Origin of the sequence: Streptomyces sp. NA02950, assembly GCF_013364155.1 — a bacterium.
GTDB lineage: Bacteria > Actinomycetota > Actinomycetes > Streptomycetales > Streptomycetaceae > Streptomyces.
In genome coordinates this window covers 4,814,585-4,831,745 of record NZ_CP054916.1, presented here as the reverse complement: position 1 = coordinate 4,831,745, position 17,161 = coordinate 4,814,585, and the positions used below count along the sequence as shown (strand labels likewise).

Sequence of the window (17,161 nt, the reverse complement as noted above, 5' to 3'; positions counted from 1 at the left end):
TGGTGACCGGCGGGGATGGATGAGGGGACGGGTCCGGCGGGTCGTTCGCTTCCCCCGGTTCCTTCAGTTCACCACGGATGGGCCGCTCGCGCGCGTCGAACCCGGTGGCCCCGGTCGCCCGGCCGCGAGCGGCGCCCGTACCTAGACTGAACGGACGGAACACCCTCCGGCGGCCGAGCGGACGCAGCACGGCCGCCTAACAACTTACGGAGGACCCGATGAGCGGCCCTGTCGTAGCGGGGGTCGACGGATCGCGGCGCAGCCTCGCGGCGGCGGAGTGGGCCGCCCGGGAAGCGGTGCACCGCGGGGTCGCGCTACTGCTGGTGCACGCCTGTCCGCCGCTGCCGCGCCGGGTCTCCCCGGTCCCCGGTGTGGACGCCTGGCAGCATGCGGGCGGGCAGATGCTGGAGCAGGCCGTGGCCGGGTTCGCGGCCCGCCACCCGGATCTCGAGGTGTCCGGCCGGCACACCGACGCCGAACCGGACGAGGCGCTGCTCGCGGCCGCCGCGGATGCCGGACTGCTGGTCGTGGGGGCGCGGGGCTGGGGCGGTTTCGACGGGCTGGCGGTGGGTTCGGTCGCGCTGCGGGCGGCGGCGGCCGCCGACTGCCCGGTGGTGACCGTGCCCGGCGATTCCCGTCAGGCGGATCCGGCCCGTAGCGGCAACCGCGAGGTGCAGCTCGGTTTCAACGCCCACGCCCCGGCGGAGGCCACGGCCGACTTCGCCTTCCGCGCTGCCCTGGAGCGGGACGCCCTGCTGCGGGTGGTGCACGCGTGGGCGCTGCCCCCGGCGTCGCCGTCCGCCTGGATGCTGAGCGTGCTGGAGGAGGACCGCGGGATGTGGGAGGACCAGGAGAGCCAGGTGGTCTCGGACGCCCTGCGCGGCTGGCGGAACCGCTATCCACAGGTATCGGTGCTGCCCGATGTGGTGCTGCTCAGTCCGGCCCAGGCGCTGGTGAGGACGTCGGGGCGGGCGCGGCTGCTCGTCCTCGGGCGTCGTACGAGCCCCCGGGTGGCGGAACGGCGGCTGGGGCCGGTCGCCCACGCCGTACTGCACCACGCCCGCTGTCCGGTGGCGGTCGTACCGCACCCCGCCTGAGGCGCCCCGGCCCCGGGGTCCGTTGGCTCGGCCGAGGAGACTCTCAGCCGAAGAACACGCCGAACTCGGAGTACAGCGAAGGGTCCACGGTCCGGGTGCCCGCCGCGGCCTCGGCGAGCGGGATGCGCACGATGCCGGTGCCGCGCAGCGCCACCATCGTCCCGAAGTCCCGCTCCTTCACCGTGTCGATGGCGCGCAGCCCGAAGCGGGTGGCCAGCCAGCGGTCGAAAGCGCTCGGTGTACCGCCGCGCTGGATGTGCCCGAGGACCGTGGTACGGGCCTCCTTGCCGGTGCGGTCGGAGATCTCGCGGGCCAGCCACTCCCCGATCCCGGACAGCCGCACATGGCCGAACTCGTCGAGCGTGGAGTCCTTGACCACCATCTGCCCGGCCTTGGGGACCGCTCCCTCCGCGACGACCACGATCGGCGCGTACCTGATCTTGAAACGGTCCTCCACCCAGCCGCAGACCTGGCCGACGTCGAAGGGCTGCTCGGGGATGAGGATGACGTTGGCGCCGCCCGCGATGCCCGAGTGCAGGGCGATCCAGCCCGCGTGGCGCCCCATCACCTCGACGACCAGGGTGCGGGTGTGGGACTCGGCGGTGGTGTGCAGCCGGTCGATGGCCTCGGTGGCGATGTTGACGGCGGTGTCGAAGCCGAAGGTGTAGTCGGTGCCCGCCACGTCGTTGTCGATGGTCTTGGGGACGCCGACCACTCCGATCCCCTGGTCGGCCAGTTCGGCGGCGACGCCGAGGGTGTCCTCGCCACCGATCGCGATCAGCGCGTCCACCGCGTGCTCGGTGAGCGTCCGCCGGATCCGGTCCACTCCGTCCTCGCTGGCCAGGGGGTTGGTCCGGGAGGAGCCGAGGATCGTTCCGCCGCGCGGCAGGATGCCGCGCACGGCCTGGACGTCCAGCGGCACGATGCCGCCGTCGAGCGCACCGCGCCAGCCGTCCCGCACCCCGACGAAGTCGAAGCCGTGCACCTCCACGCCCTTGCGGACGATGGCGCGGATCGCCGCGTTGAGGCCGGGGCAGTCGCCTCCGCCGGTCAGCACACCGACACGCATGTCCGCTCCCTCCTCCACCGCTGCCGTACTCCGTCGCTGCCGCCCCTCCCCACATCCCAGAATCCACCCATTTAGTCGAGGACGCCCACCTCGGTGAGCACGATCCACAGCGATGCCGCTCCGACGATCGGACTGGTACGACTGATGTTCCAGGGGTGTGGATAGACTCACGCAACGCCAGAGGAGACGCCGGGGAGGGCAGCAGGGGATGGCACAGGCGAAGAAAATCGCGCTCTACATGCTCATCGTCTTCGTGCTCTACACGATCATCAAGACCCCGGCGCGGGCGGCCGACCTGGTCCAGATAGGGTTCGAGGGCATATCGGACGCCGCCAAGAGCGTCGGCGAGTTCATGACCGAACTGGTCCAGTGACACCCCCGCCCGTGGAGGCCCCCGTGATTCGCCACCTGGTCCTTTTCAAGCTCAATGACGGTGTGACGCGCGATGAGCCGCGGGTGCGGGCCGGGGTCCGGGCGTTCGAGGAGCTCGGCGGCACCATCCCCGAGCTGGAGCACTGGGAGTGCGCCTGGAACATCACGGACCGGCCGATCGCCTATGACTACGCGATCAACTCCGTGGTGGCCGACCTCGACGCCCTGAAGCGCTATATCGAGCACCCGGCCCATCAGGCGGCGGCCGCGCAATGGCGGGAGTTCGCCACCTGGGTGATCGCGGACTACCCCGTCTGATCCGGTTCCGGCCCCCTTACGGTTCTGTTCCGCACGCCTTCCAAGCGCCTTCTGAGCGGCTTCTGAACCCCTTCTGATCCTGTTTCCGCCCCCTTCTGCACAGCTTCGTGATCAGATTTGCCCCACTACGTGGCAATTTCGCCATCAACACGGAGTAAAGCGGTGCTTGCACACAGTGCACATGTCTTGTGATGCTATGACCGCTTTGCCGGGTGAGTACATCGTGAAGGGGTGGCGTGACCGTGTCGGCCCGTACCGCGCCCAGAACCCCTCCCCAGGGCGATGGCGGCAGCGAGAGCGGCAGAAGCCGGGGGGCTGACGCCAGAGCGCTCACCCAGGTGCTCTTCGCCGAGCTCTCCGGCCTCGCCCCCGGAACCCCCGAGCACGCCCGGGTGCGTGCCGCGCTCATCGAGGCCAATCTGCCGCTGGTCCGCTATGCCGCGGCCCGCTTCCGCAGCCGCAACGAACCGATGGAGGATGTGATCCAGGTCGGCACGATCGGCCTGATCAACGCGATCGACCGGTTCGACCCGGAGCGCGGGGTGCAGTTCCCGACCTTCGCGATGCCCACCGTCGTCGGCGAGATCAAGCGCTACTTCCGCGACAACGTCCGCACCGTCCATGTGCCGCGCCGACTGCATGAGCTGTGGGTGCAGGTCAACGGCGCGACCGAGGATCTGACGGTGCTGCACGGCCGCTCCCCCACCACGGCCGAGATCGCCGAGCGGCTCAAGCTCAGCGAGGAAGAGGTGCTCGCCTGCATCGAGGCCGGGCGTTCGTATCACGCCACATCACTGGAGGCCGCCCAGGAGGGCGACGGACTGCCCGGACTGGTCGACCGGCTCGGTTACGAGGACCCCGCACTGGCCGGGGTCGAGCACCGTGACCTGGTGCGTCATCTGCTCGTACAGCTGCCCGAGCGCGAGCAGCGCATCCTTTTGCTCCGTTACTACAGCAACTTGACCCAGTCTCAGATCAGCGCGGAGCTCGGCGTCTCCCAGATGCATGTGTCCCGGCTGCTGTCCCGGAGCTTCGCCAGGCTGAGATCCGCAAATCGGATCGAGTCCTAATCACGACGGGCGATGCCCGCCCCCGTGGATCGGGGCACTAATGTCGACTTGGCGCTACAGCGTGTTGCCGACATGTGACATTCTGCTGGAACCGCGTTTGCCGCGGCTCGACCTCCGGTATTCAGGGGGAGGCTGCGCTGGACGCGCGCTGCGCGCAGCTGGGATCCGTCCGCGACCTCAAGGGGGTGGCATGTCCGTAGAACTGGGCAGCTCGAAGGTGCTCACCAATGACGCACCGCACGCGCTTGACGACTGCGACACCATCGACACCCGCACCCTCTCCCGCTCCCTGTTCCTGCGGCTCGCCGCACTCGACCGGGACAGCGTGGAGGCCACCTACGTACGTGACACCCTCATCGAACTGAACCTCCCTCTGGTCCGTTACGCGGCCGCCCGGTTCCGCAGCCGGAACGAGCCGATGGAAGACATCGTGCAGGTCGGCACCATCGGCCTGATCAAGGCGATCGACCGGTTCGACTGCGAACGCGGTGTGGAGTTCCCGACCTTCGCGATGCCCACCGTGGTGGGTGAGATCAAGCGCTTCTTCCGGGACACCAGCTGGTCGGTGCGGGTGCCGCGGCGGCTCCAGGAGCTGCGGCTGGCGCTGACGAAGGCAAGTGACGAGCTGTCACAGAAGCTGGACCGCTCCCCGACCGTCACCGAACTCGCCACGGCGCTCGGTGTCTCGGAGGAGGACGTGGTCGACGGGCTGGCGGTGGGCAACGCCTACACGGCGAGCTCGCTGGACTCCCCCTCCCCCGAGGACGACGGTGGCGAGGGGTCGCTCGCGGACCGCCTCGGGTACGAGGACAGCGCGCTGGAGGGCGTGGAGTACCGCGAGTCGCTCAAGCCGCTGCTCGCCAAACTGCCCCCGCGCGAGCGGCAGATCATCATGCTCCGCTTCTTTGCCAATATGACGCAGTCGCAAATCGGCGAAGAGGTCGGGATCTCCCAGATGCATGTCTCCCGGCTGCTCACCCGGACCTTGGCCCAGCTGCGCGAAGGGCTCATCGCGGACTGAGTCCTGAGGCCATCGACCCGTCCGGATACGGGTGTCGGCCGCCGCCGTACGGCCGCCGACGCGCATCTGTACTCCTGACGGGTCGTCAGCCAGACTGGCCCGATGCGACACGCAGCGAGCCGGACAACGGACCGCCGGGGCACGGCGATCGCCGCCTCGGCGGTCGCACTGTGCCTGGGGGCACTGCTCAGCGGCTGCGGCGGTGGTGGCGGCGGCTATGTCGCGGCCGGGGCGGCCGGGCCCGACGGTGAGCGGACGGCGAAGGCCGTACCGCCGAAGGGCGGCGTCAAGCTGACGCCGCTGGACCCGGACGACGAGCGTGGCGGCCGGGACCGCCCCGGCGACAGTCGCGACGGCCGCGGCAAGGGGCCGGCGGACCGGGGCGGTACGCCCTCCTCCACGGCCCCCGGTGAACGCGCGGGAGGCGGCGGGTCGGGCCAGGGCGCGGACGGATCGGACCCGGCGGGCGACGACCGCGGACGAGACGGCTCCGGCAACCACGGCCGCCCGGACGGCAGTGGGCCCGGCCCATCCGAACCCGGCGGTGGTTCGGGCTCCGGCTCCGGTGGCGGCTCAGGCTCCGGCTCCGGTGGCGGTGGCGGCTCGACGCCCCCCGCACCCTCCACGCCCAACCCCCCCGAGCCTCCCACCACCCCCTCGCCACCGTCCGGTCCAGCCGCGCTCGAAGTGGTCGGCGCCCCGGAGCGGGCAGCGGCGGACCAGCGCTGGTGCGAGAAGGTGACCGTGCGGTTCCGCAACACCGGCGGTGCGCCGGTGACCTCGGGCACGGTCACCTTCGCTACGCACATCATCGACTCGATCGGCATCGACTGGGCGACACGGGAGTCGAAGGAAAAGCTGCCCGCGCCGATCGGCGCGGGTCAGAAGAAGGAGAAGACCTGGACGGTGTGCGTGGACGCCTGGCGAGTGCCGCTGGGCATGCACATCGAGACGCGGGACGTCTCGGTCACCTGGAAACCCGAGCCGTAGCCGCGGGCCCCGCTCAGGAGAGCGCCAGCCAGGCCACCGCGCCGATGACGGCGATCGCGACGATCACGCCGACGATCACTCCGATACGCGACCCACCACTCGACGCGGTGGTCGGCTGCGGCTGCCGTCCGCCATCGTCGACGAAGGCGCGGAACATCTGCGTGGAGCCGGCCGGGTCTTGATTGCCGTTGGGGCCCTGGGGGTTGTTCGCCATGGCCCCCGACCCTAGCGAACGAGCGGAATCCCGCCCACCCCCGGGGCCCCACGGTCCCTGTGACCCCATACGCCTCAGCCACCCCAGCCGCCTCGGCCGCACGGTGGCCATCGCACGTCCTTTAACAAGCTGCCCGAGTCTTTAACGGCTATTTACCATCCAGATCGTCATTTCATTTGCCTGTAGCAACTAACTTCTTCTATGGTTGCCTCAAGCAACTGATCGCAACTGATCACCATCCGGGAGGTGCCATGGCCGAGCAGAGCCAGTACGAGGAGCTGGCCCGGCAGCTCAGCGCCATCGGCGCCGTCAAACGCGGCCTCGGCCGGGTGCTGCCGGCCGACTGCCCGGCGGGCTCCGCCACGGTCCTGATGCTGCTCGACCGCTACGGCGAGATGCGCATGAGCAAACTCGCCGAGCTGCTCGACATCGATATGTCGGTGACCAGCCGACATGTCGCGCATATCGCGGACCGCGGCTGGGTGGACCGCACACTCGATCCACTGGACCGGCGATCACGGCTGCTGAGCATTAACGCTCATGGAAAAGAACTGCTCAAACAGGTCTCCGAGCGCTACACAGAGGCTCTCTCGCACTGTCTGAGCGACTGGTCCGACGACGACGTCGGCCGCCTCAATGAACTTCTCGCCCGGTTGCGGGCCGGCTTCGGGGACACCCGCTGCCGGGCCCTGCCCCATCAGGGCGAGTCCACAACCCGTACACCTTCGCAAAGGTAAGGAACTTCATGGCAACGACCACACCGGACGGCGGTGTGCGGGGACCCGCGGGGCACCCCGCCCACGCCAAGCACGGCAGAGGGGGGCACCGGGCGCACCACGGCCACGGCTCCGACCCCTCGGCACCGATGACCCACCGGCAGATCATGGAGGCCCTGTCCGGGCTGCTGCTCGGGATGTTCGTGGCGATCCTGTCGTCGACGATCGTCTCGAACGCGCTCCCCGAGATCATCGCCGACCTCCACGGCAGCCAGTCCTCGTACACCTGGGTCGTCACCGCCGCTCTGCTGTCCATGACGGCCGCCACCCCGCTGTGGGGCAAGCTCTCCGATCTCTTCAGCAAGAAGCTGCTGGTCCAGACGGCCCTGCTGATCTATGTAGCGGGTTCGGTGGTGGCCGGTCTGTCGCAGAACACCGGGATGCTGATCGCCTGCCGGGTGGTCCAGGGCATCGGTGTCGGCGGACTGTCCGCCCTTGCCCAGATCGTCATGGCGGCGATGATCTCCCCGCGCGAGCGCGGCCGGTACAGCGGCTACCTCGGCGCGACCTTCGCCGTGGCGACCGTCGGCGGTCCGCTGCTGGGCGGCGTGATCACCGACACCGACTGGCTCGGCTGGCGCTGGTGCTTCTACGTCGGTGTGCCGTTCGCCATCATCGCGCTGTTCGTGCTCCAGAAGACCCTGAAGCTCCCGGTCGTGAAGCGGGACGTCAAGGTCGACTGGGCCGGTGCCTTCTTCGTCAGCGCCGCGGTCTCCCTGCTGCTGATCTGGGTGACCTTCGGCGGCGACAAGTACGACTGGATCTCCTGGCAGACCTGCGCGATGGTGGGCGGTTCGCTCGTCCTCACGCTGATCTTCGCTCTCGTCGAGTCCAAGGCGAGCGAGCCGATCATCCCGCTGCGGCTGTTCCGCAACAAGACGATCACCCTCACCGCGCTGGCGTCGCTCTTCGTGGGTGTCGCGATGTTCGCCGGGACCGTCTTCTTCAGCCAGTACTTCCAGTTGGCGCGCGGTGAGTCGCCGACCATGTCCGGCGTGATGACGATCCCGATGATCGGCGGTCTGTTCATCTCCTCGACCGTCTCCGGCCAAATCATCACCAAGACCGGCCGCTGGAAGGCATGGCTGGTCAGCGGTGGTGTGCTGGTGGCCGCGGGGCTCGGACTGCTCGGCACCATCCGGTACGACACCCCGTACTGGCACCTTGCCGCCTACATGGCGCTCATGGGCCTGGGCATCGGCATGATGATGCAGAACCTGGTGCTGGCCACTCAGAACCAGGTGGCCCCGCGGGACCTCGGCGCTGCCAGCGCCGTCGTCACCTTCTTCCGCTCTTTGGGCGGTGCGGTCGGTGTCTCCGCGCTCGGCGCGGTACTCGCCAACCGGGTCACCCACTACGTCAAGGACGGCCTGGCCGACCTCGGCCCCAAGGGCGCTGCGCTGGCTCACGCGGGTACCGGCGGCGGTGGCATCCCCGACCTGGACGAGCTGCCGCAGCCGCTGCGGACCATCATGGAGAGCTCCTACGGCCACGGTGTCGGGGACGTCTTCCTCTACGCCGCACCGTCCGCGCTGCTCGCCTTCCTGCTGACCCTGTTCATCAAGGAGGTCGCGCTGAAGACGAGTTCGGGCTCCCAGGAGGCGGGTGCACACGCCCCGGCCGGGTCCACCGCCCCGGCGGCGACCGAGGCCATGACGAGCGAAGCCCTGACGGCCGAAGACCTGACGGCCGAGGACATGACGGCCGCATCCGCCGGTGCTCAGGTCGCGGACCTCGAGCCCGCGCTGGTGGGCGCGCCCGCCGCGGAGCTGCCGCAGCCGGGCTCCGACGGGGCGCCGGCCGCCAAGGCCGCCCCGCAGCGCCTGGCCGCGTTCGCCGCCGCCCGGGGCGGCGGCGCGGGCCAGCCGCCGAGGCAGGGTGTGCACGGCTTCGTACGGAACGGGGAGGGCGGCGCCGTACCGCGGGCGGCGGTGACGCTGATCTCGTTGGCCGGACGGCAGTTGGGCCGCTCGGTGGCGCACGCCGACGGCTCGTACGCCCTGGACACACCGGGCTCCGGCTCCTACGTCCTGATCGCGGCGGCCGACGGTCACCAGCCGCAGGCGTCCACGGTCATGGTCGGTGACGAACCGCTCGGCTTCGACATCGTGCTGTCGGCCACCAGCGGTCTGGTGGGCACCGTGCGCGGCGCCGCCGACGGCCGCGCGGTGGACGGCGCGATGGTCGTGGTCACCGATGTCCGCGGTGAGGTGCTGGCCACCGGAAAGACCGGCGAGCAGGGCGACTTCGGCTTCGAGGAGCTGATCGCCGGAACGTTCACGATCGCGGTGAACGCGCCCGGCTTCCGGCCCGCCGCCCTGCCGGTCGAGGTCGGCACCCAGGGGCTGACCCGGGTGGAGATAGCCCTCCACGCGGGCGCCCGGGTGCAGGGCACCGTACGGGCCGGGGCCGGACAGCGGCCGCTCGCGGACGCCCGGGTCACGCTGGTGGACGCCACCGGGAACGTGGTCGCCACGGCCACCACCGGGTCGGACGGCGCCTACGCCTTCACCGACCTGGACGCGGGCGACTACACCGTGATCGCGAGCGGATATCCGCCGGTCGCGGGCGCGCTGGCGGTCTCCGGCGAGGGCATCGACGGACACGACGTCGACCTCGCCCACCCCGGCGACTGAGGACCCCGGGCCGGCGCGTGGACGAGCGGAGACGCGCCCCGGCCCGGACCGGGACGGCGGGATCGTCCGCCGTGACCCGGAACCCGGATCCGGGCGGCGGTGTACTAAAGGCAGGGGACGGCCTCACACCGGCGCCTGGATCCGGCGCATGAAGACCACCGGCGCGCACGCAGGGCATCGGCGCACCAAGACCACCGGCGCACGACAGGGCAGAAACACGGGAGCGGGAGCGAGAGGCGGGCATGACGACCACGGAAGCGGGCACAGGCGGGGCAGCGGGGCTGCGGGCCCGGATCCGCACACGGGACGGCTGGGCGGTGCAGCACGCGGTGCTGACCGTCACGGATATGACGGGTGCGCAGGTGCTGCGCGCCCAGGCCACCGAGGACGGCTCGGTGCGCACGGAGGAGCCGCTCGCGGCCGGTCCGTACACGGTCATCGCCACCGCCGTCGGCTATGCGCCCGTCGCCTCGACGGCCATCGTCACCGCCTCCGGGCGGGCCGATGTGGGCACAGTGGTGCTGGCGCGGCAGGGCGGGGTGGAGCTGCCGCCGCCGGGTGCGTGGACGCTGGACCCGGTGCATTCCACGGTGGCCGCCACGGCGCAGCATCTGGGGATATCCAGTGTGCACGGCCGGTTCACGGAGTTCGGCGGGCGGATCGAAATCGCCGAGGACATCGAGAAGTCCAGTGTGGAGGCGGTGATCCAGGCGGGCAGTATCGACACCGGAAACGGGATGCGGGACGGCCATCTCAAGTCGCCCGACTTCCTCAATGTGGACCAGTATCCGGTGCTGACGTACCGGGGCACGCATCTGAGCGCGGCGGGCGCGGATCGCTGGACGGTGCACGGCGAGCTGTCGATGCACGGCATCGTCCGGGAAGTGGATCTCGACCTGACCTATCTGGGCACCGGTCCGGACCCATGGGGCGGGGTGCGGGCGGCCTTCCGGGCCACCGCGGAGCTGCGCCGCGAGGACTTCGCGATGAACTACAACCAGGTGGTCGCGGCGGGTATCGCGGCGATCGGCACCACACTGCGGGTGGAGCTGGACATACAGGCGGTGCAGGGCGAGGAGCTGCCGGTGGCGTGAGGGCGTCCCCGGCGGGGGACGGGGCTCGGGCGGGGGCCGGGGCAGGCGAGAGCCGCCCGGGCCCGGGGCTCAACCCTCGCGGGACCCTGGACCGGCCTCACGCGGGGCAGCGCCCTGCGGGACCGCGTCACGCGGGTCACGCGGGGCCGCGTCGCGCAGGGCCTCGATACCGGCGATCGCGATGTCCAGCGCGAAGGTGAAGTCCTGGTCCCGCATCTCCTCGACGTCGATGTCGCCCTGGGCCGCGAACATCTCCCGGGTGCCGTCGAATTCGGGCCGGTCCTTGACCGTGGTCATCACCTCCTGGAACAGCTCGTCCTGGGCGATCCCCTCCTCCCGGCAGCGGACGGCGAACCGGCCCTCGATGCTGCTGAAGCCATAGACGAACTGGGTGACGAGCGCGAGGGCGCTGGACACCTTGTCCATCGGCAGCCCGCTGTTGCGCATCACCCCCTGCGCGGCATTGGTGAAGGCCATCGCGTTGGGCCCGATATTGAGGTACTCGCCCATCAGCGGGGAGAGCCAGGGGTGGCGGACCAGTACCTTCCGTGATTCCTCGGCGAGTTGGCGCAGCTGCTCACGCCAGTCCCGCGGCTCGGCGGGTAGGTACTCCTGTATGTCCGCCGGTTGCTGTCCCGCCGGTGGTGCCTCCGCCGCTTGCGCCGCCGGTGGGGACACCGGGGTGGCCTTCTCCGGTGCGACGGCCTCGATGGGGAGCACGATCTCGCCCATGGTGGCGTCGAGGGCGAGTTCCAGCAGATGATCCTTGGTGTCCACGTACCAGTAGACGGACATGGCGGTGACCCCGAGCTCCGCCGCGAGCCGCCGCATCGAGAAGCCCCCGAGCCCCTCGGCGTCCAGCAGTCGGACGGTCGCCGCGACGATCTTCAAACGGTCGAGCCCGACCGGCTGCTGATCTCCCCTGCGCCTGGGGGTTTTGCGTTCGGAGAGCCATACGCTGGACCGCGGACGGATGGCACGGCTGTCGGTTGCCATGGCGCGCTCTCCTTCTCCGATGCGCTGTCGCCGCACGTCCGGGGAGCCCAGGACGCGCAGCGGGTCATACATGTCCGATGCTATGCCGCCGGGGCGGTCCGTGAAGATCGTTCGGCCCGCCCGAGCAACAGTGCGGCCAGCACCCCGCCCGCCAGCACCGCCACCGCCCCGACCAGCTGACTGGTCTCGACACCGGAGGCGAAGGCATCGGCCACCGACGCCCGCTCCCCGCCGGTCCGGGCGGCGGCCGCTGCGGCCGGGAGCGACCCCGCCCCGGCGGCGGCCGCGGGCAGCAGCGACGCGAAGCGGGAGTTCAGGACGGCGCCGAGCACGGCGACCCCCAGACCGTTGCCGAACTCGGTGAGCGTGCCATTGACACCGGCGCCCACCCCCGCCTTCTCCGGTGGAATGGCCGACATGATCGCCGTGGCCATCGCGGGCATGGCCACCGCGATACCGAAGCCCATCACCACCAGTCCGAGGAGCATCCCGCCGTAGCCGTCCGTACCCAGCACCGCCACGGCGGCGAGACCGGCCGCCAGCAGCCCCATGCCGATGATGACGGTCAGCGGAGTGCCGAGCACGGGCAGCAGCCGGGCGCCCAGACCGGACAGATTGACCACCACCACCGCGAGGGCCAGTGGCGCGGTGCGCAGCCCGGCGTCCAACGCGTCGTAACCCAGCACGAACTGCAGATGCTGGGTGAGCAGGAAGAGCGAACCAGCCATTCCGAAGGCCACCAGGATGCCCCCGGCGACGGCACCCACAAAGCGCCGGTTGCGGAAGAAGTGCATATCCAGCATGGGATACGGGATATGGCGCTCCCACAGCGCGAACCCGGTCAGCACACTGACGCCGACGAAGACCGAGCAGAGCACCCGGTTCGAGGTCCAGCCGTGTTCCGGCCCGGAGATGATCGCGAAGACCACACCGGTCATGCCCACGGTGGAGAGCAGCGCGCCGAGCAGATCGGGCCGGTCACCGGTGGGGTTCCGGGACTCGGGCACCAACCGCACGACGGCGACCAGACCGAGCAGCGCCACGGGGAGGTTGATGAGGAAGATCGAGCCCCACCAGAAGTGCTCCAGCAGCGAGCCGCCGATCAGTGGTCCGGCCGCGAAGCCGAGCGAGCTCACCGCGCCCCAGATCCCGATCGCCTTGGCGCGTTCGGCCTCGTCGAAGATCTGCACCACAACGGCGAGCGTGGTGGTCATCAGCAGCGCCCCGCCGATCCCCATCCCGGCCCGGGCGGCGACCAGTTGACCCGGACCCTGCGCCAGGGAGGCGGTCAGCGACCCCATACCGAACAGCGCCAGCCCGGCGACCAGCATCTTCTTACGCCCGTAGCGGTCGGCGGCGCTGCCCGCTGTGAGCAGCAGGCCGGACTGGACCAGCGAATAGGCGTTGATCATCCACTGGACGTCGGCGGTGGTGGCGTGCATCTCCTCGGTGAGGGAAGGGACCGCGACATTGAGGACGGTGTTGTCCAGCAACACGGTGAGCTGGGCCAGACAGATCACGCCGAGGATCAGCCAGCGCCGCGGATGGCCGCCGGAGGGTCTGTCCGGCGGGGCGGCGGGTGCGGTGTCGGCGGTCGAGGCGGTCATGGGGGCATCTCCCGGGAGCGCGCTTGTACGGTGTATGACAGGTTTGCCATACACCGTACAGGGAGTTGCTGTACGCCGTACAGGGGATGACGCCCGGCCGTCGGCGCGGCCTCCGGTGTCAGGACGACGAGGACGACGAGGACGATGGCGATGAAGCCGTCGAAGCCGTCGAGGTCAGGTCGTAGAGGGTGGTGTCGCCCACGGTGACCTCCTTGAAGGTGCTCTCGACCCACGAGGTGATCTTGGAAGAGGTACCCGAGCTGCCACCCCCGGGGCCGCCACCCCTTCCAGTGGCGGAGGCGACGAAGTAGTGGATCTTGCCCTGCTTCACATACTCCTTGAACTGGGCGAGACTCGGGGAGGGATCACTGCCGTTGAAGCCGCCGATGGCCATCACCGGCTTCTCGGTGGCGAGTTGGTAGCTCGCGGCGTTCTGTGAGCCGATCGCCGCCGCGGCCCAGATGTAGTCGTCGGCGTCCTTCGTCAGCGCCGCCTTCACCTGGGAGCCGACCTCGCGGCCACCGAGCAGACCGCCCATGCCGCCCTTCGTGCCGCCGCCCGGACCACCCCTCATGCCCTTGCCATTGCCGCGCGGCAGTCCCTGACCGCCCAGGCCGCCCCGCTGTCCGTTCGGGCCCGGGGCGCCCCCGTCGCCGTCGGCGTTGCCGTTCTGCTGGGGCCCGCCACCGCCCGGGACGCCGCCGGGCAACGCCCCGTTCCGGCCGCCCGGTTGACCGCCCTGGCCACCGCCCTGACCGCCCTGGTTCTGGCCCTGCTGACCGCCCGGCATGCCGGGCATCCCGGGCGGGCCGCCCGGCCCGCCCCCGCCCGGACGACCGCCACCCCCGGGTCCGCCCATGCCGCCCGACACCGCGGGACCGGCCGTCACGATCGAGCCGCTGTGCGGAGTGTCGACAGTGTCCAGCGTGTACGCCACCGGCCCGGCAAGCGCCGCCGCAAGCCCCAGCCCGGCCACCCCCAGCGCCGCTCTACGGCCGAGCCGCGTCACCAACAGCAGCCCGGTGCCCGCCAGCAGCCCGCCGATCAGTACCGCCCAGCGCAGCCACGGATACCAGTCCGCGGACCGCCCCAGCAGGACGTACGACCAGACGGCCGTGACCGCCACCGTGACGGCGAGCACCGCCGGAGCCGCCGCCCCCGAGGACCGCCGCTCCCACAGCAGCACCGCCCCCATGCCGACGATCGCCGCGATGTACGGCGCGAGCGCGACGTTGTAGTACTGGTGGAAGATCCCGGACATAAAGCTGAAGGTGGCGAACGTCATCAGCAGCGCGCCGCCCCACACCAGGAACGCCGCCCGCCGCGGATCCGTGCGCCCGGCCCGCCGGGTCAGCCAGACCCCCGCGACCAGCAGGATGAACGCCGCGGGCAGCAGCCAGGCGATCTGGCCGCCCATGTCGGAGTCGAAGAGCCGGCCGATACCGGTCTCGCCCCACATACCGCCCCCACCGCCACCGCCTGGACCGCGTCCGCCGCCGCCGACACTGCCGGTCTCATTGCCGTTGATCCGCCCCAGGCCGTTGTAGCCGAAGGTCAGCTCCAGGAAGCTGTTGTGCTGCGAACCGCCGATGTACGGCCGCGAGGACGCGGGCCACAGCTCCACGATCGCGACCCACCACCCGCCGGAGAGCACCATCGCGCCCCCCGCCAGCAGCAGTTGCCGGATTCTCCGGCCGAGCCCGGTCGGGGCGCACACCGCGTACACCAGCGCCAGCGGCGGCAGGATCAGCCACGCCTGGAGCGTCTTGGTCAGAAAGCCGAGCCCGAGGCAGACACCGCCCAGCAGCAGCCACTTCGTCCCGGCGTCCTCCAGTGCGCGCAGGACGCACCACACCGCCGCAACCATCAGCAGACACAGCAGCGCGTCGGGGTTGTTGAAGCGGAACATCAGCGCCGCGACCGGGGTGACGGCGAGCACCGCGCCCGCGATGAGTCCGGCCACCGCACCGAACCGGCGCCGTACGGCCGCGTACAGCACCCCGACCGTCGCCACGCCCATCAGCGCCTCGGGTACGAGGATCGCCCAGGAGCTCAGCCCGAAGAGCCGCACCGACAGCGCCATCGGCCACAGCGCGGCCGGGGGCTTGTCGACGGTGATGGAGTTCGCGGCGTCGGAGGAGCCGAAGAAGAACGCCTTCCAGCTCTCGCTGCCCGCCTGCGCGGCGGCCGAGTAGAACTGGTTGGCGTAGCCGGAGGCACCCAGGCTCCACAGATAGAGCGCGGCGGTCACCGCCAGCAGCCCCCACAGCGCGGGCCGCGCCCACCGCGGATCCCCCGTACGCGGGGTCACCGGAGACGGCACGGCGGCATGCCCGGCATCGCCGGCAGGCCCAGCATCACCGGCGTGACCGGCGTGACCGGCGCGACCGGCGCGACCGGCGCGACCGGCGTGGTCGTAGGTGGTTGTCATCGGTGGTCCCCCGGGTTGTGGTCGGTGATGACGGCGGCGGCGGTCCCTCGGTCACGCTCCGAGGGGAACACCCAGGCCCGGAAGAGCAGGAACCGCAGCACGGTCGCGGCGAGGTTCGCCGTGATCAGCACGGCCAGTTCGGTGCCGTGCGAGGGGGTGCCGGGCGCGGCGGTGAGCGCGGCCAGCGAACCGCTGGTCAGCGCGAGACCGATGCCGAACACCGCCAGCCCCTGCGCCTGGTGGCGCACCGCCCGGTCCCGTCCACGCACCCCGAAGGTGAGCCTCCGGTTGGCCGCGGTGTTGCCGAGCGCGGACAGCAGCAGCGCCAGCGCATTGGCCGTCTGCGGGCCGGTGCCGAGCCGGAAGGCGGAGTACAGCAGCAGATAGACCAGTGTGCTGAGCGCGCCCACCACACAGAACCCGACGAGTTGCCGGGGCAGTCCGCCCGGCACCCCGCTCAGCTCGCGGTCGCGCGGATCGTCCCCGAAGGGACGGCGCACCCGGTCCAGCGGCAGTGCACCGGTGGCCAGCGCGCGCCCCACCCGCCAGACGCCCTTGAGGTCGTCAGTGGCGGTGCGCACCAGACGCACCGTGCTGTTCGGGTCGTCGACCCAGTCCACCGGCACCTCGTGGATTCGCAACCCGGCCCGCTCCGCCAGCACCAGCATCTCGGTGTCGAAGAACCATCCGGAGTCCTCGACCAGCGGCAGCAGCCGCTCCGCGACGTCCTTCCGGATCGCCTTGAAGCCGCACTGCGCGTCCGAGAAGCGGGCGGCCAGACTGCCGCGCAGGATCAGGTTGTACGCACGCGAGATGAACTCCCGCTTGGGCCCGCGCACCACCCGTGAACTGCGCGTCAGCCGCGAACCGATCGCCAGGTCGGAGTGGCCGGAGATCAGCGGGGCGACCAGCGGCAGCAGCGCGTTGAGGTCGGTGGACAGATCGACGTCCATATAGGCCAGGACGGGCGCCGCGGACAGCGACCACACGGTGCGCAGCGCCCGCCCCCGCCCCTTCTGTTCCAGCCGGACCGCCGTGACCTCCTCGAGCGTGTCGTCGAGGCGGGCCGCGATCTCGGGGGTGCGGTCCGTACTGGCGTTGTCGGCGATGGTGATCCGGAAGCCGTAGGGGAAAGTGCGGGCCAGGTGGTCGTACAGCCGCCGTACGCACCGCTCGAGATCGGCCTCCTCGTTGTGGACGGGGACGACGACGTCGAGCACCGGTAGGCCGCCGCCGACCGTCACCGGGCGGCGGGCGGGCAAGGTCGCGAGGGGTGTGCCGGGCAATGCCCCGGGAGGAGTGTCGATTCGCATGAGCCGACCCTCGCGAGCGGCGCTGTCACGGCTGTGTGGTCGACCTGTGGCCCGCCTGTGAGTCCGCGACGCGTCCCGTACGTCTCACCCGCGCCTCGCCTGCGTCTCACGAAGACGCCTACCGACGATGCCTCACGAAGACGCCTCACGAAGACGC

15 protein-coding genes are annotated in these 17,161 nt (G+C 70.8%); 9 read left to right on the top strand and 6 right to left on the bottom strand.

The features are described 5' to 3' along the window. Positions 1–218: 218 nt before the first annotated feature. Complete coding sequence (locus HUT19_RS21135) at positions 219–1,097, top strand: universal stress protein (protein WP_176181971.1); 879 nt, start codon at positions 219–221, stop codon at positions 1,095–1,097. 43 nt (positions 1,098–1,140) lie between these two features. On the opposite strand, the gene HUT19_RS21130 is transcribed toward HUT19_RS21135, so the two are convergent. Further along, positions 1,141–2,166 (bottom strand): 6-phosphofructokinase, encoded by a 1,026-nt coding sequence (locus tag HUT19_RS21130; RefSeq protein WP_176181970.1) that lies wholly within the window; start codon positions 2,164–2,166, stop codon positions 1,141–1,143. Positions 2,167–2,374: 208 nt separating this feature from the next. Between HUT19_RS21130 and HUT19_RS21125 the strand changes: the two genes are divergently transcribed. The 5 genes from HUT19_RS21125 (at position 2,375) to HUT19_RS21105 (ending at position 5,937) form a co-directional block, all read left to right on the top strand. Then, complete coding sequence (locus HUT19_RS21125; protein ID WP_176181969.1) at positions 2,375–2,539, top strand: hypothetical protein; 165 nt, start codon at positions 2,375–2,377, stop codon at positions 2,537–2,539. A 23-nt stretch (positions 2,540–2,562) separates the two neighbouring features. Continuing rightward, entirely contained in the window at positions 2,563–2,856 is a 294-nt protein-coding gene (locus HUT19_RS21120; protein WP_176181968.1) for a Dabb family protein, read from the top strand. A gap of 236 nt (positions 2,857–3,092) precedes the next feature. After that, positions 3,093–3,926, top strand: a complete 834-nt coding sequence (locus tag HUT19_RS21115) for an RNA polymerase sigma factor SigF (protein ID WP_176181967.1) — start codon at positions 3,093–3,095, stop codon at positions 3,924–3,926. A 190-nt stretch (positions 3,927–4,116) separates the two neighbouring features. Beyond that, positions 4,117–4,947, top strand: a complete 831-nt coding sequence (locus HUT19_RS21110; protein ID WP_176181966.1) for an RNA polymerase sigma factor SigF — start codon at positions 4,117–4,119, stop codon at positions 4,945–4,947. 102 nt (positions 4,948–5,049) lie between these two features. Then, on the top strand, positions 5,050–5,937 hold the full coding sequence (locus HUT19_RS21105) for a hypothetical protein (protein ID WP_176181965.1): 888 nt from the start codon (positions 5,050–5,052) through the stop codon (positions 5,935–5,937). 13 nt (positions 5,938–5,950) lie between these two features. On the opposite strand, the gene HUT19_RS21100 is transcribed toward HUT19_RS21105, so the two are convergent. Continuing rightward, positions 5,951–6,151 (bottom strand): hypothetical protein, encoded by a 201-nt coding sequence (locus HUT19_RS21100; protein ID WP_176181964.1) that lies wholly within the window; start codon positions 6,149–6,151, stop codon positions 5,951–5,953. A 251-nt stretch (positions 6,152–6,402) separates the two neighbouring features. Here HUT19_RS21100 and HUT19_RS21095 point away from each other — a divergent pair, with 251 nt between their 5' ends. The 3 genes from HUT19_RS21095 (at position 6,403) to HUT19_RS21085 (ending at position 10,657) form a co-directional block, all read left to right on the top strand. Further along, positions 6,403–6,888 carry a MarR family winged helix-turn-helix transcriptional regulator gene (locus tag HUT19_RS21095; protein WP_176181963.1) on the top strand — a complete coding sequence of 162 codons (486 nt, stop codon included), beginning with the start codon at positions 6,403–6,405 and terminating at the stop codon, positions 6,886–6,888. Positions 6,889–6,896: 8 nt separating this feature from the next. Further along, positions 6,897–9,563, top strand: a complete 2,667-nt coding sequence (locus tag HUT19_RS21090) for an MFS transporter (protein ID WP_176181962.1) — start codon at positions 6,897–6,899, stop codon at positions 9,561–9,563. 242 nt (positions 9,564–9,805) lie between these two features. Next, positions 9,806–10,657: a YceI family protein gene (locus HUT19_RS21085; RefSeq protein ID WP_176181961.1), complete on the top strand. Its 852-nt coding sequence runs from the start codon at positions 9,806–9,808 to the stop codon at positions 10,655–10,657. Between the two features lie 69 nt (positions 10,658–10,726). Here the strand turns inward: HUT19_RS21085 and HUT19_RS21080 are convergent, their stop codons facing one another. The 4 genes from HUT19_RS21080 to HUT19_RS21065 form a co-directional block, all read right to left on the bottom strand. Continuing rightward, complete coding sequence (locus HUT19_RS21080) at positions 10,727–11,653, bottom strand: TetR/AcrR family transcriptional regulator (protein WP_176181960.1); 927 nt, start codon at positions 11,651–11,653, stop codon at positions 10,727–10,729. Positions 11,654–11,733: 80 nt separating this feature from the next. Further along, positions 11,734–13,260, bottom strand: a complete 1,527-nt coding sequence (locus HUT19_RS21075) for an MFS transporter (protein ID WP_176181959.1) — start codon at positions 13,258–13,260, stop codon at positions 11,734–11,736. Positions 13,261–13,378: 118 nt separating this feature from the next. Beyond that, on the bottom strand, positions 13,379–15,583 hold the full coding sequence (locus tag HUT19_RS21070; RefSeq protein WP_254885687.1) for a glycosyltransferase family 39 protein: 2,205 nt from the start codon (positions 15,581–15,583) through the stop codon (positions 13,379–13,381). Between the two features lie 104 nt (positions 15,584–15,687). Next, a complete protein-coding gene (locus HUT19_RS21065; protein WP_176181957.1) occupies positions 15,688–17,004 on the bottom strand; it encodes a bifunctional glycosyltransferase family 2/GtrA family protein in 1,317 nt (438 codons plus the stop codon). Positions 17,005–17,161 lie beyond the last annotated feature (157 nt).

Bases quoted from the DNA above. Each gene is read 5' to 3' on its own strand.
- HUT19_RS21135 (WP_176181971.1), top strand. From the start codon at position 219: ATGAGCGGCCCTGTCGTAGCGGGGGTCGACGGATCGCGGCGCAGCCTC.
- HUT19_RS21130 (WP_176181970.1), bottom strand. From the start codon at position 2,166: ATGCGTGTCGGTGTGCTGACCGGCGGAGGCGACTGCCCCGGCCTCAAC.
- HUT19_RS21125 (WP_176181969.1), top strand. From the start codon at position 2,375: ATGGCACAGGCGAAGAAAATCGCGCTCTACATGCTCATCGTCTTCGTG.
- HUT19_RS21110 (WP_176181966.1), top strand. From the start codon at position 4,117: ATGTCCGTAGAACTGGGCAGCTCGAAGGTGCTCACCAATGACGCACCG.
- HUT19_RS21105 (WP_176181965.1), top strand. From the start codon at position 5,050: ATGCGACACGCAGCGAGCCGGACAACGGACCGCCGGGGCACGGCGATC.
- HUT19_RS21100 (WP_176181964.1), bottom strand. From the start codon at position 6,151: ATGGCGAACAACCCCCAGGGCCCCAACGGCAATCAAGACCCGGCCGGC.
- HUT19_RS21095 (WP_176181963.1), top strand. From the start codon at position 6,403: ATGGCCGAGCAGAGCCAGTACGAGGAGCTGGCCCGGCAGCTCAGCGCC.
- HUT19_RS21090 (WP_176181962.1), top strand. From the start codon at position 6,897: ATGGCAACGACCACACCGGACGGCGGTGTGCGGGGACCCGCGGGGCAC.
- HUT19_RS21085 (WP_176181961.1), top strand. From the start codon at position 9,806: ATGACGACCACGGAAGCGGGCACAGGCGGGGCAGCGGGGCTGCGGGCC.
- HUT19_RS21080 (WP_176181960.1), bottom strand. From the start codon at position 11,653: ATGGCAACCGACAGCCGTGCCATCCGTCCGCGGTCCAGCGTATGGCTC.
- HUT19_RS21075 (WP_176181959.1), bottom strand. From the start codon at position 13,260: ATGACCGCCTCGACCGCCGACACCGCACCCGCCGCCCCGCCGGACAGA.
- HUT19_RS21065 (WP_176181957.1), bottom strand. From the start codon at position 17,004: ATGCGAATCGACACTCCTCCCGGGGCATTGCCCGGCACACCCCTCGCG.